Origin of the sequence: Mycolicibacterium litorale, assembly GCF_010731695.1 — a bacterium.
GTDB classification, from domain to species: domain Bacteria; phylum Actinomycetota; class Actinomycetes; order Mycobacteriales; family Mycobacteriaceae; genus Mycobacterium; species Mycobacterium litorale.
This window is the reverse complement of sequence record NZ_AP022586.1, coordinates 5,125,214-5,137,619: the sequence shown is the minus strand read 5'-3', so window position 1 is coordinate 5,137,619 and position 12,406 is coordinate 5,125,214. Positions and strand designations below refer to the sequence as shown.

Sequence of the window (12,406 nt, the reverse complement as noted above, 5' to 3'; positions counted from 1 at the left end):
TCAGCGCAACCGTCTCGCCGTTATACGGACCTGGTCAATAAGCTCCGGAGCGTGTGAATACTGCCCGCATAGTCTTGGCGATGATCAAAATGTCCTCGACCAACGACCAATTGTCGACGTACCACAAATCCAGACGAACAGATTCTTCCCAGGACAGATCCGACCTCCCGCTGACCTGCCACAGCCCCGTGATCCCGGGATCGACGCGCAACCTGCGGCGTACATCGCTGTCGTAGGTGTCCACCTCGCACCGCAATGGCGGCCGGGGACCCACGACGCTCATCTCCCGGCGGAGAACGTTGACGAACTGCGGCAGTTCGTCGACGCTGAATCGCCTCAGCGACCGGCCGACCGACGTCACCCGTGGGTCTTCCCGGATCTTGAACATCGGACCGTTGTTCTCGTTCTTGTCCAGCAGATGGATCAACTGGCTTTCGGCGTCGACGACCATGGTGCGCAGTTTGAGCATCGAGAAGGGTTTCCCGTCGATCCCGATGCGCTCAGACCGGTACAAGACCGGGCCGCGGCTGTCGATCTTGATTGCGATGGCCGCGGCCAACAGGATCGGCAGCGAGATCGCAAGCGCCGCTGTCGCGAAGCAGATGTCGAAGGCCCGCTTGCAGAAGACCGTCGCGCGCCGGTACTGCGGCTTCTCGACATGGAGCACTGGCAGCCCCGCCACCGGCCGCATCACCAACCGGGAGACCGCGACGTCGACAACGCCGGACGACAGCATCAGATCGATGCCCATGGACTCGAGATCCCACATCAGTCTGCGAATTCCACGAGTTCCGAAGTGCTCGGCGCCGGCGATCGCCACGGTGTCGGCACCGCACGTCGCCAAGGCGTCCAGGATGTACGTCTCACCACCGATGACCGGGACGGCCCAGTCAGCGATCTCGAGGTGCTCACCTCGCGGGGGCCCGTAGCCGGGTATGGCGACCGCGACGACGCGGTAACCCGCCTCCGGGTCTCGATGGAGCTCGCTGGCGAGGTCGACCACCGCGTCGCCGACACCGACTGCCAGAACACACGTCTGGTACTTGCCCCGCGCTCGCTCTCGGGCCACATGCCTGCGCCAGAGCCATCTGCTCGACAGCAGACCGAGGATGCCTGCAGGTAAAGCGACAATCACGTAATCCGGTGGGATGTCGAGACTCAAGACCAGGGACAGCATCGCGATCGCGCCGAACACCCCGATCGACGCAGCCAACAGCCTGCGGTACTCCTCCAGACCCGTTCCGATCACCGTCGACGACCTGGCATGGAAGCACACGAGGCCGAGCAGCCAGACAGCCGCAACCAGACCGCCGGTGAGCAGCGAGTGACGGGTCGGGTGATGAGTTGAGCTCACGTACTGCGCTGCGAGCACCGCTGCGCACACCACGATCGCGTCAGAGATGCGGAGCGTGGCGATATACGTTCGCTGCCAGCGTAACCGGGCGGGCAGGCTGCTCGTGCTCGCAGCCGTCGTGACGTCGCCCGGCACGGCGTCGAGCTCGGTCGTGGTGCGCCCCTCACCGTCCGGCAGCGCGGAAAGTGAGCCATCGCTCCCGTCTTGGCCCGGGTGTCCCGTCGTCGGACGATCAACGACGGCGGTCGCCTCGCGCTCGATCATCATGGGCCTGTTCACGCGCTCACGAGTGCCGGCAGCTCGGGCTCGAGCGTGGCACGAAGCCATTGCATCGTCCGGCGGATGCCTTCGGTGATGTCGACGGCGGGTCTCCAGTCGAGATCCTCACAGGTTTCGCTGCAACAGAATTCGCCGCCCGGTAGATCGTCATCGCCCGTCACCCGGACGCTTTGTAACGGCGCCTCGTCAAGCGCAGCACAGATTCGGGCATGCAGTTCGGGGACGCTGATGTGTCGTCCGGTGCGGATGTCGTACGTCCCCGTGAGGCTCATCGCAGCACCCCCCGCGCACAGGAATGCCTCCACCACGTCGTCTACGTAGAGGTACTCGTCGACGCCGGAAGACCGGTAGGTGCCGAGAGGAGCGCCGGTGATCAGGGAATTGCCGAAGACAGTGACGACACCACCCCCGCACAACCGCTGGCGAGGTCCGTACACCTCGGGCAACGCAAGACAGATCGGCCGGAGATCGTACATCTGGGCGTAGGCGCGGAGATACATCTCGCCGGCGAGCTTCCCTACGACGTAGGGGGATTGCGGATCGGTGTGACCGAAGTCGACCGGTTCCATCGGGCCGAGGAGTCCGTATCGGCACTCGCCGGATGTCGCATACACGATCCGCCTGACCCCGCCGCGGCGGCTGGCTTCACAGAGATTGATGGTCCCCAGGACGTTGCTCCGGGCATCGAACTGAGGGTCGAGGACAGACCTGCGGGGGTCGACCTGCGCGGCGAGGTGGTAGATGACGTCCGGATTGGCGCCGGCGACGACACCGGACAACTCGGGCGCCTGCACGTCGAGCTCCAGGAACGTGAATCGACCGGCCCTGCCCTCGTTGTACCGGAAAGCGTTGTCGAGGTTCGCGCGTGATCCTGTCTGCATGTTGTCGATCGCGACCACCTGCTGGCCCTCTGCCAGTAGACGGTCGACGAGATGAGAACCGATGAAACCGGCCGCGCCGGTGACGAAAGACCGCATGTGTCATACACCCCCTGTTTTCGTGATCGTCGACGCCGAACCGTCCGGACTGAACGGCCCACCGGCAGGCATCGCTCTCACGTCCCGTCCGATTGGTTGTCCGACCCGCCGGAGTCCTCGTTCGTGCCACCGTTGTTGACGTTGGTGTTCTCGTCCGCGCCGCCGTCGTCGTCGGCGATTCCGCCGCCCGCGTCCTCTTCGGAGTCGTCACCGCTTCGCGGATCCGGCAGTTCGACCTCCTTACTGGACACTCCACCGTCGTCCGGGACGGTCGACGGTGGCTCGAATTCGGCGCTCGTCGGACTGGACGTCGTCACTGTCTCCGTCGGTGTCGCCGGCGTCTGCGGTACTTCGACGATCGGCGGGGCGGGCGGCTCCTGAGTGGCCGAGCCGCCCAGATCTGGCGTGATGACATCCCAAACCCACACGGTGACATCGACCAACGTCGGCAGTGCTTGACCGGGTGGCGGCGACCAGGTCCCGGGGCTGCCGCCGCCTCCGCCGGTGAAGGCAGGCACCTGATACTCGGCGGCGGCCGGTGCGGGGGCCACCCACATCGGGGTGTTCGCGCCTGCGGGCGGATGAGGCCCATCGGATCGGTAGATCTCCGGGATCTCGCGCGCCACGTAGTCGAGAAACTGCCGCGCGTCGAGGGCGGGATGCCCGGGTGCTGTCAACATGCTTGTCACCGCGGCCAGCCGCGCTTCGCCGATGAAGTTGCCGCGCAGCTGATCCGAGAACATCTCGACAATGCGGTCGCCGTCCCCCCGGCCCAGTCCGGGCAGCGGAAGGTCGAAGTCCCTCACCGGGCGCTCGATCGACGACAGGATGAGGGAAGCGCTGAACGCCACGCCGCTGGCGATCAGGCCGGCACGCAGGGCGCTGGGGCGGCGGGCGCCCTGCGTGCCGAGGCATGGTCCGGTGAACGCCGCAGTGCCTGTGCCTCCGGTTGTGCTCATTCCACCGTCACCGACTTCGCCAGGTTGCGGGGTTTGTCGACGTCGCGTCCGAGGGCGAGCGCCAGATTCCGCGCGAAGATCTGTAGCGGAACAGCGCTTTCGAGAGGACCCCAGGGCTGCTGCCGGATGTCGGCGAGGGGCACGTCACAGCCGGCCGGACCGATGGACACGACATGGCCGCCGCGTGCGCGGACCTCTGCCATGTTGAGCGCGAGTTTTGGATCACCGTTGTCGATGACCACCACGGGGGTGCCCGTGCTGATCAGCGCGAGCGGACCGTGTTTGAGCTCACCCGCCGGATAGTGCTCGGCCCAGCGATATGAGAGCTCCTTGAGCTTGAGTGCGCCTTCGGCGGCGTAGGGCAGACCAGCCCCGCGCGACAGGAAGATGAAGCCAGTGGCCGTTCCGACTTGGTCGACGATCGGCGGGACGACGCATTTCGCGACCGTCGCCGCGGCGAACAGTTGATCCGGGAGTCGCCGCAGATCGTCGACCAGTCGGTTCGCCGTGGCGGAGGCCAGCCGGTTCGTTGCGACGAGGGCGGAGATCATCAGCGCCACACCGGCTACGATCTGGCAGACGAACGTCTTGGTCGCGGCGACTCCGATCTCGGTGCCTGCGGCACATTCGACGACAGCGTGCGCGCGACGGGCCAGGGTCGCATGCGGATTGTTCGTCAGAGCCACGACCGGCGAGCCGGACACCGCAGTGGATTCCATCGCGTGGAGCACGTCGGCTGTCTCGCCGGACTGACTGATCGCCAGGCAGAGCTGGGAGGCGTCGGGGATCTCCTCGGCCGCTTCGCTGGCCACAGTGATCGCCGTCGGGATTCCTCCGAGTCGGCGTACCGCATGGCCGATCACCTGTCCCGCGTTGAGCGATGTCCCGCATCCGATCACCCGCAGGCGGGTGAAAGGAGGTAACCCGAGCCCCGCCCAGAGCTCGCCGGTGGCGATGCCGCCGCCGAGTTGATCGAGCACTCTGCTGACTGCTTCGGGCTGCTCATCGATCTCCTTGGCCATGAAGTCCGCGTAACCGGCGCGGTCCGCATCGCACGCGTGCCACGTGCACTTGATGGCCGCCGGGCGCTGGCCGGCGACCCCGCCCCGACGGCTCCACCGGCCGCTTGCGGCCAACTCGACGACATCACCGTCGTCGAGCACCCGGTACTCGTCGACCCACTCCGCGATAGCCCCGATGTCGCTCGCCGCGAAATCACCATGCGGCGCGTGGGCGACCAGAAGCGGGGACCCGTTGGCCGCCACGACGATGCGGCCGGCCTGCGCCTCCATCGCGGCCAGCGCCCAGGAACCCTTCACCCTGGACAACGCCAGCTCGACCGCCTCGAAGAGATCACCGCACCGTGCTCGGGCATGCTCGACGAGGTGACACAGCACCTCACTGTCGACGGAAGTGGCGAACCGGTGGCCTCCTGCACGAAGCTCATCCCTGAGTTCGTCGGCATTCTCGACGATGCCGTTGTGCACCAGGGTGATCCGTCCGGTGCAGTCTGTGTGCGGGTGGGCGTTCGCCTCGGTCACCGCACCGTGGGTTGCCCATCGGGTGTGGCCGAGCCCTGCCCCGTCGAGTCGGGTGCCGGCCCACTGGTCGACCAGCTGGTCAAGGGCATTGATCCGGCCGGTGGTACGCAGCCGGGCGACGTCGCCGGTCACGGTTCGCAGTGCCACGCCGACGGAGTCGTAGCCTCGGTATTCCAGACGGCGCAGGGCAACGCGTAGATACTCGACGGCCGGCCGGCTGGTGCGGCACGCGACTATGCCGCACATGTCCGCATCTCCGAGTCCGGTGAATGCGCGTACTGCGGCCAGGCGTGTGCATCCCCGAGCACCGCTGAGGTGGTGAAGGACGCGATGTCAATTCGACGTCCCGCGAACGGAATACGAGATGAGCGAGATCCCGCGAGGACGATGAACGATCGACTGGGAAGGTACTGCGTTGCGCCCCGGAACATTTCTTCACTATTGATGTCCGCCGCACTGCCGTACATGGACCATCGGAGCGAAATTTCCGGTGGCCCCGGAACTAGTTCCCGTGAGCGATCTCGGTGTATCCGATGGTGCGCGAGAGTGCGGCAGCCTCGGCGCGGGTACTGACACCCAGCTTGTGCAACAGGCTGTGCACATGGTTCTTCACCGTGTGTACCGCGATACACAGGTCTGCGGCGATGTCGCGGTTCGAAAGGCCCAGTTCGAGCATGCGAAGGATCTGGGCCTCACGCGTGGTCAGAACTAGTTCTCTCGAGACGGGCTGCCGCTGGGCGGCCAGGTCCGACAGCCGGCGCAGCAGCATCGCGGAGATTCGAGGCGAACACACCGCCTCGCCGGTGGCGACCCTCCTGATCAGTGCGAACAACTCGTCCAGGGACTCGGCCCGCATGTGATAGCCCGCGACGCCCGCCTCGGCACATGCGATGATCTGGCACTCGTCGTCGTCCGGGATCCCGACGACGATGACCTTCGCGGCGGGACACGTCTCCCTGACGAAGCGGAGGAGTTGCACGCTCTCGCGGCTGCCCATGTTCACCAGGACGATCTCCGGTGTGGCTTCGCTCAGCGCGGCACAGAGGGTGGTGAGGTTCCATGCCACGGCCAACTTGGAGGCGCCCCGAACGACGAAGACGGTCGCCAGATTCTCCCGGTGCAACGTGCAATCGTCGACGATGAGGAACCTCGCGTCGGGGAGTTGGCTGCGCTGTTCGACAGTGAAATCCTGGTGGACGCGAGGCGCGAGGTGAGCGTGAGTCGCGGCGGCCAGCACATCTGCCCGCGCATGGCCGACGGCTGAGGCCGCGCTTCGGTTCTCCGCAATCAGCGTCGGGGGCCGGTACGGCGCCCGGAGCCAAGGGCTCGTGGCTGAATAGTCCTGGCGCTCTTGATTGTTCATTGACGGTGACTGAGCCATGGTCTCGACTCCAAGTTGTGTTCGACGCGAGAGGTGATGTCTGTTGAGGTCGCGATCGGACGCACGCACTTCGGCTGTCAAGCCAAGACTGCACTGCGGGTGACGAAAACCGGCATGAGCGCTCACCGCGTTCAGGCCGGGGTGGAGCCCCCTTCGAACTCCGCACCAAGGATGGCCGCGTGTTACCGCTGTCGGCCGGTTCCCCTCTGTGGTAACCCCCACTTATTCGGTTGTGCCCTTCTGGGGTGGGCCAATGTTAGGCATTTGCCAGCAACGCGGTCAACCGTCACGTTTGAGTACAGTCCGCAAAGATTCCCAAAGGAACTAGGTCGAACTAGCCCGTCCGGATCTCGTATTGACGTAAGCGCTGATGGGAGTTCGTGTCCGAGCCTGACACTTCCTGCATAGTCAAGAATGCGCAGCTGAAGATGGGTAGTCGGGCGATCGCTGACCGGCCGACGGTCGGACATGCGCGGCAAAGTGAGTAATTCTTAGGGTTGCCTCTCGTCGCCCAAGGGGGTCATCGCCACCGCGCGCTTGATCACGACCGCCGAAATTCGATCTTGATCTACTGCTCGAAAATTTGCTGAGCGCGACGTCAGTCGTCCGCGTGATCGTCCGCCTGCTCGACAATTTGCGACAGGGTCTGCCAGTTGCGTTCGGTTGCGTCAGCCGCCGCGACCGCGTCCCCGTCACGGCAGAGTTCGATGATCTGCTCGTGCTGGGCGATCGAGTCACGGCCGGAGAGCGACGAGAACCGCAGGTGTTCCAGCCGCCGGAGCACCGGGGTGACCTGCTCGAGAACCTGTGCGATCACGTCGTTCTCGCACGCCACCACTGCCACGCTGTGGAAGTCGTCGTCGCTTCGGATCGCCGCCTCGGCATCGCCGCGCGACAACGCGTCGGCGAAGTGTGCGTTGGCGCGCGCCATCGCCTCGAACTCCTCGTCGCCCATCATCGGAACAGCGGTGCGTACCGCGAGAGCGTGCATGGCGGCGGCGACGCTCTGCGCGTTGAGCACCGCCTGCTGTTCGATCGACGACACCACCGTGGACCGGCCGGGTGTGGTGTGCACGAGGCCGGCGACCTCCAATCGGGCGAGCGCCTCCCGGATCGGGGTCCTGCTGATCCCCAGCCACTCCTCGAGTTCCGGATCTCGCAGCTTCTCGCCCGGCGCCAGGGTCCCGTTGACGATGGCGTCGCGGATCGAGACGTACGCCTGATCACGCAGCAGTGACCGGGTGTGCTTTCCCCGCTCAACCGGCACTGGCATGCAACGTATGGTATATCACCGCTGGTCAGGCCCCTGCCCGGATGAGGTCGGCGGCCTTCTCCCCGATCATGAGCGTTGCGGCGTTGGTGTTGACGCACACCACCCTCGGCATGACCGAGGCGTCGGCCACCCGCAACCCGGTCAAGCCATGCACCTTCAACTCCGGATCCACCACCGCATCCGGCCCGACGCCCATCGCGCAGCTGCCGACCGGGTGGTAGTACGTGCTGGTGGCGCGGGCCAGGAACGCGCGCAGCGCCGACTCCTCCGTCACACCCGACCCGGGTAGCACCTCGGGCCCACGCCACGGCGCGAACGGTGCGCTGGCGGCGATTTCGCGCGCGATATGCACGCCGTGCAGCATCCGGCGTACGTCGGATTCTGCCCCCAGGTAGTTCGGATCGATCAGCGGCGCGGCGTTGGGACCCGGTCCGGCTAGACGCACCGAACCGCGCGCCTCGGGCACGATGGCCACCCCGAACGTGAAGCTGTTCGCGGGGGCGTTGAGGTGGGCCGGGTGGAACGGCACATGGATGAACATCAGCTGCATGTCGGGTCCGCCGGCCGCTTCGTCGCTGCGCCACAGCATCGACACCTCGGCGTGGTTGGTGCGCCCCGCGGGGATGGGCTGCGCCGCCTCATAGATGACCCCGCACAGCGGATGGTCGTGCAGGTTGCGGCCCACTCCGGGCAGATCGTGCACCACGCCGACCTCGACCGCCTCCAATTCAGCCGCGGGCCCGACTCCGGACAGCAGCAGCAGCCGCGGTGAGTCGACCGCACCGGCGCTGACCACCACGTCCGCGTCGGCGTAGGCGGTCACGACCTCGCCGTTTCGCTCGAATTCGACTCCTCTGCAACGGGTTCCGTCGATGATCAGCTTGTGCGCACGAGACCGGGTGGAGATGGTGAGGTTGGGCCGGTGCCCGGCCACCGGGTGCAGGTAGGCCACCGCGGCGCTCTGCCGGATGCCCGAGGAGATCGCGAGATCGTGCCAGCCTGCGCCCTCGGCGGTGGCGCCGTTGAAGTCGTCGGTCAGCGGAAATCCCGCGGCGGCCGCACCGTCGAGGAAGACCTGTGACAGCGGATTGGCGTCGAGGGTTGACGCCGGCGCCGGCGACAGGGGGCCGGCGGTGCCGCGGTAGCGCGGATCGCCGCCAGTGACCGACTCCGTGCGCATGAAGTACGGCAGTACGGACGCGTAATCCCAACCGGTGCAACCTTCTTCAGCCCAGCTGTCGAAGTCGTCCGGGTGTCCGCGCAGGTGCACCATGGCATTGATGCTGCTGCTTCCGCCGAGGGTGTGGCCGCGCGGCCAGTTGTGGACGAGTGCGCCCGTACCGATCTGCGGGACGGTGCGGTAGGCGTAGTCGACCTCGGTGCCCCACAGCGCCGGCCATGCCGGCGGCGCGGCGATCTCGGGTCGGGTGTCGGCCGAGCCGGACTCCAGGAGCAGCACCCGGGTGGCGGGGTCCTCCGAGAGCCGGGCGGCGATCACGCAACCCGCCGACCCGGCGCCGATCACCACGTAGTCGTAATGTTCGTCAGGCATGTCGATCGTCCTATCTCGCTGCAGGTGCATCTCCGTCCTTTCGTCGATAGATTGCATTCGCCTGTGAGGTCTCCCTCGTGGAGAACGCCAAAGGAGCCCTATGCCATGCGTTCCGGACTGACCATCGGCGAATTCGCCGCGGTGACGCGCTTGAGCGTGCGCACGTTGCGCCGCTACCACGAGGCCGGACTTCTGGAACCCGCGACGGTGGACCCGTTCACCGGCTACCGCTACTACGCGACCGAGCAGATCCCCACCGCGCAGGTGATTCAGCGGCTGCGTCAGCTCGACGTGCCCCTGTCCGAGGTCGAGGTCATCCTCGGCACCGAGGACCCCCAGGACCGGGCCGAGGTGATCGCGGGCCACCTCGAGCGGCTGGAGGCCGAATTGGACCGCACCCGGGCGGCCGTCGTATCACTGCGGCGGCTCATACGCCCACACCCCGCCGGCCTCGACGTCGAGCTGCGCTCACTTTCCGCCCGCACGGTCGCGGCGATCACCGGCCACGTCTCGCTCGACGAGTCGCTTGCCTGGTATGACACCGCGATGGACGAACTGGACGCCGCCTTCCCGCCCGCCGAACGCACCGGACCACCTGGCGGGCAGTACGCGAACGAGCTGTTCACGCACGGCGCCGGCGCCTTCACGGTCTTCCGCCCGGTCCGCGCGCCCCGCGAATCCGGGCGGATCCAGGTCGTCGAGCTGCCGCCGGCCGACCTGGCCGTCGCCGTTCACCCCGGCCCGCACGACGACATCGACGTCACCTACGGACGTCTCGGCGCCTGGGTGGTCGAGCACACCCTGGCCGTCGCCGGGCCGATCCACGAGATCTACCGGGTGGGACCGCGTGACACCCCCGATCCGGCGAGGTGGCGAACGGAGATCGGCTGGCCGGTGTTTCACCTCGCGGCGACGGTGCAGGGCTGACCCGTCAGGTGGTGCTGGCGCCCGCGGCCGTGTCGATCAGATCGGCGACGGCCGCGGGCTGGGAGACCGTGACGGCGTGTGAGGCGTCGATCTCCACGTTGTGCGCGTTGGCCCGCTCCCCCATGAACCGCATCGAGTCGGCGGGGATGGCGAGGTCCTTCAGAGTGACCAGATTCCACGAGGGGATGGCCTTCCATGCGGTCTTCGTGGCGGGATCCTCCAGCGCGGCAGCGGCGATGGGCCGCTGGGTGGCGGCCATCAGCGCTGCGACGTCGGCGGGCACGTCCGCGGCGAACACCCGTCGGAACTCGCCGGACCGGATGTAGAGGTCATCGGCCATCCCGCCGTCGGGCAGTGGGTACTTCACCGTGCGCAGCGCGGGACCGAGCTGCGCTCCGGGGAACTTGCCGGCCAGTTCCCCCGTGCTCTCGCCCTGTTCGAGGATGAAGCTCGCGACGTACACCAGCGCCTTGACGTTCGGTTGACCGTCCGCGGCGATGCTCATCACCGATCCGCCGTATGAGTGACCTGCCAAGACCACCGGACCGGACACACTGTCCAGCACGCTTCGCACGTAGTCGGCGTCGGCCTGCAGACCGCGCAGCGGGTTGGCGGCCGCGATGACAGGATAGCCGCCGTCCTCGAGGATCTTGATGACGCCGTTCCAGCTCGAGGAGTCGGCGAAGGCCCCGTGCACCAGCACCACCGTGGGCTTGTTCTCCGCCGCCGCAGGCTGTTCGGCGGCCGCACCACCGCATCCCGCGGTCATGGCCGCCGCGGCCAGCAGGCCCAGCGTGGCGAGTACCGATCTGTTCATCTGTCGTTGCCCTTCGTCGTCGTCGCTCGGTCGATATGCAATATATTACGTATCGCAGCGTCTGTATAGGAGCTTGTGGTGCCGCGGGGCTGGTGTTACGGGGCGGGGAAGACGGCGCCCCGGGAGAGTGCCTCGTGGTCGCGGATCTCGGCCAGCGCCTCCTCGAGTGTCGCCACGGTGACGTCGAAACCGTCGCTTCCGAGCACCAATCGCCGCGGTGGTGGATTCTCGGCCATGGCGGCGATCACCGCGCGGGCGCCGCGAGCGGGGTCACCGGGCTGCGCGCCGTCCTGGGTGACCATCGCGTCGCGCACCGCCTCCAACATGGGCCGATACTCGGTGAGCGCCTCCCGGACGGGCTCGTCGGCGAAACCGGCGTAGGCGCGCGTGCGGAACGCCCCCGGTTCGACCGCCATCACCTGGAGGCCGAACGGCGCCACCTCCTCGCGCAGCACCTCGGTGACACCCTCGATCGCGAATTTCGTTGCGCTGTAATAGCCGAAGCCTGTGGTGCCGCGAAGCCCCGCCACCGACGACATGTTGACGATCCAGCCGCTGCCCCTGGCGCGCATCCCCGGCAGGGCCGCCCGCACGACCGAGAGCACGGCGAAGAAGTTCAGCTCGAACATTGCGCGCACGCCGGCGTCGTCCATCCCCTCGATCGATCCGTACCAGCCGCGGCCGGCGTTGTTGACCAGCACGTCGATACCACCGAAGTGCGTCTCGGCCGTCTTCACCGCCTCGTGCACCTGCTTCGTGTCAGTGACATCGAGCGGGACGACCAGCACCCGGTCGCCGTAGCCGCGCGCCCACTCTTGAAGCTCGGCGGGTCTGCGGGCGGTGAGGACCACCCGGTCGCCGAGCTCCAGAGCCGCATCCGCGAAGGCCATGCCGAACCCACCCGGTGTGCCACCGGTGATGAACCAGTTCCTCGTCATCGGACTACGGCTCGATCACCAGGCGACGGACCAGCGCACCGTCCAGCGTGAACCGGAAGTGCAGATCGGCCACGGCGCCGGGAAAGTCGCCCTCCAGACGCTGCACCACGTCGGCATGGTCCGCGTCGATCATCGTGGCCCAGGTGAACTCGGTGGTGTAGGTGTACTCGCTGCCCGCGTTACCCAGCCAGGCGGCGATCTCGTCCCGCCCGCGATAGGTGTGCCCTTCGTCGGTCACGACGGCATCGTCGGTGAATACGGTGATCGCGGTGGCCACGTCACGAACCCGGTGCGCGATCAGATACGTCCTGACCGCCTCCGGAAGATCGACCCAAGCCGTCCTGATCATCCTGGTGCTCTCGTCAACTGTCATGACCCGAGCGTGAGGTCTCCCCCGAGGGGAGAGTC

11 protein-coding genes are annotated in these 12,406 nt (G+C 66.9%); 1 reads left to right on the top strand and 10 read right to left on the bottom strand.

The features are described from left to right. Positions 1 to 34: 34 nt before the first annotated feature. From G6N30_RS24655 to G6N30_RS24625, 7 genes are all read right to left on the bottom strand, one after another. On the bottom strand, positions 35 to 1,633 hold the full coding sequence (locus tag G6N30_RS24655) for a sugar transferase (protein ID WP_234880223.1): 1,599 nt from the start codon (positions 1,631 to 1,633) through the stop codon (positions 35 to 37). After that, on the bottom strand, positions 1,630 to 2,610 hold the full coding sequence (locus tag G6N30_RS24650; protein ID WP_134056575.1) for an NAD-dependent epimerase/dehydratase family protein: 981 nt from the start codon (positions 2,608 to 2,610) through the stop codon (positions 1,630 to 1,632). The genes G6N30_RS24655 and G6N30_RS24650 overlap by 4 nt, the downstream gene beginning before the upstream one ends. A gap of 77 nt (positions 2,611 to 2,687) precedes the next feature. Next, entirely contained in the window at positions 2,688 to 3,569 is an 882-nt protein-coding gene (locus tag G6N30_RS24645) for a hypothetical protein (protein WP_134056577.1), read from the bottom strand. Beyond that, a complete protein-coding gene (gene glmS, locus G6N30_RS24640) occupies positions 3,566 to 5,356 on the bottom strand; it encodes a glutamine--fructose-6-phosphate transaminase (isomerizing) (RefSeq protein ID WP_134056579.1) in 1,791 nt (596 codons plus the stop codon). The genes G6N30_RS24645 and glmS overlap by 4 nt, the downstream gene beginning before the upstream one ends. Before the next feature lie 256 nt (positions 5,357 to 5,612). Beyond that, positions 5,613 to 6,572, bottom strand: a complete 960-nt coding sequence (locus tag G6N30_RS24635) for a LuxR C-terminal-related transcriptional regulator (RefSeq protein WP_234880224.1) — start codon at positions 6,570 to 6,572, stop codon at positions 5,613 to 5,615. A 517-nt stretch (positions 6,573 to 7,089) separates the two neighbouring features. Continuing rightward, on the bottom strand, positions 7,090 to 7,764 hold the full coding sequence (locus G6N30_RS24630) for a GntR family transcriptional regulator (protein WP_134056581.1): 675 nt from the start codon (positions 7,762 to 7,764) through the stop codon (positions 7,090 to 7,092). Positions 7,765 to 7,789: 25 nt separating this feature from the next. Next, on the bottom strand, positions 7,790 to 9,316 hold the full coding sequence (locus G6N30_RS24625; RefSeq protein ID WP_234880225.1) for a GMC family oxidoreductase: 1,527 nt from the start codon (positions 9,314 to 9,316) through the stop codon (positions 7,790 to 7,792). A gap of 105 nt (positions 9,317 to 9,421) precedes the next feature. Here G6N30_RS24625 and G6N30_RS24620 point away from each other — a divergent pair, with 105 nt between their 5' ends. Further along, positions 9,422 to 10,243, top strand: a complete 822-nt coding sequence (locus tag G6N30_RS24620) for a MerR family transcriptional regulator (RefSeq protein ID WP_134056583.1) — start codon at positions 9,422 to 9,424, stop codon at positions 10,241 to 10,243. 4 nt (positions 10,244 to 10,247) lie between these two features. Here G6N30_RS24620 and G6N30_RS24615 read toward each other — a convergent pair whose 3' ends face one another. From G6N30_RS24615 to G6N30_RS24605, 3 genes are all read right to left on the bottom strand, one after another. Next, positions 10,248 to 11,060 (bottom strand): alpha/beta fold hydrolase, encoded by an 813-nt coding sequence (locus tag G6N30_RS24615; protein ID WP_134056585.1) that lies wholly within the window; start codon positions 11,058 to 11,060, stop codon positions 10,248 to 10,250. Between the two features lie 95 nt (positions 11,061 to 11,155). Then, the gene (locus G6N30_RS24610; RefSeq protein ID WP_134056587.1) at positions 11,156 to 11,998 is read right to left on the bottom strand and encodes an SDR family NAD(P)-dependent oxidoreductase; all 843 of its coding nucleotides are present in this window, start codon (positions 11,996 to 11,998) and stop codon (positions 11,156 to 11,158) included. Positions 11,999 to 12,002: 4 nt separating this feature from the next. Further along, complete coding sequence (locus G6N30_RS24605) at positions 12,003 to 12,371, bottom strand: nuclear transport factor 2-like protein (protein WP_134056589.1); 369 nt, start codon at positions 12,369 to 12,371, stop codon at positions 12,003 to 12,005. Between the last annotated feature and the right edge of the window lie 35 nt (positions 12,372 to 12,406).

What these genes read in the sequence shown, in the direction of transcription:
- G6N30_RS24625 (WP_234880225.1), bottom strand. Translation starts at nt 9,316, where the DNA reads ATGCCTGACGAACATTACGACTACGTGGTGATCGGCGCCGGGTCGGCG.
- glmS (WP_134056579.1), bottom strand. Translation starts at nt 5,356, where the DNA reads ATGTGCGGCATAGTCGCGTGCCGCACCAGCCGGCCGGCCGTCGAGTAT.
- G6N30_RS24645 (WP_134056577.1), bottom strand. Translation starts at nt 3,569, where the DNA reads ATGAGCACAACCGGAGGCACAGGCACTGCGGCGTTCACCGGACCATGC.
- G6N30_RS24630 (WP_134056581.1), bottom strand. Translation starts at nt 7,764, where the DNA reads ATGCCAGTGCCGGTTGAGCGGGGAAAGCACACCCGGTCACTGCTGCGT.
- G6N30_RS24650 (WP_134056575.1), bottom strand. Translation starts at nt 2,610, where the DNA reads ATGCGGTCTTTCGTCACCGGCGCGGCCGGTTTCATCGGTTCTCATCTC.
- G6N30_RS24615 (WP_134056585.1), bottom strand. Translation starts at nt 11,060, where the DNA reads ATGAACAGATCGGTACTCGCCACGCTGGGCCTGCTGGCCGCGGCGGCC.
- G6N30_RS24605 (WP_134056589.1), bottom strand. Translation starts at nt 12,371, where the DNA reads ATGACAGTTGACGAGAGCACCAGGATGATCAGGACGGCTTGGGTCGAT.
- G6N30_RS24620 (WP_134056583.1), top strand. Translation starts at nt 9,422, where the DNA reads ATGCGTTCCGGACTGACCATCGGCGAATTCGCCGCGGTGACGCGCTTG.
- G6N30_RS24610 (WP_134056587.1), bottom strand. Translation starts at nt 11,998, where the DNA reads ATGACGAGGAACTGGTTCATCACCGGTGGCACACCGGGTGGGTTCGGC.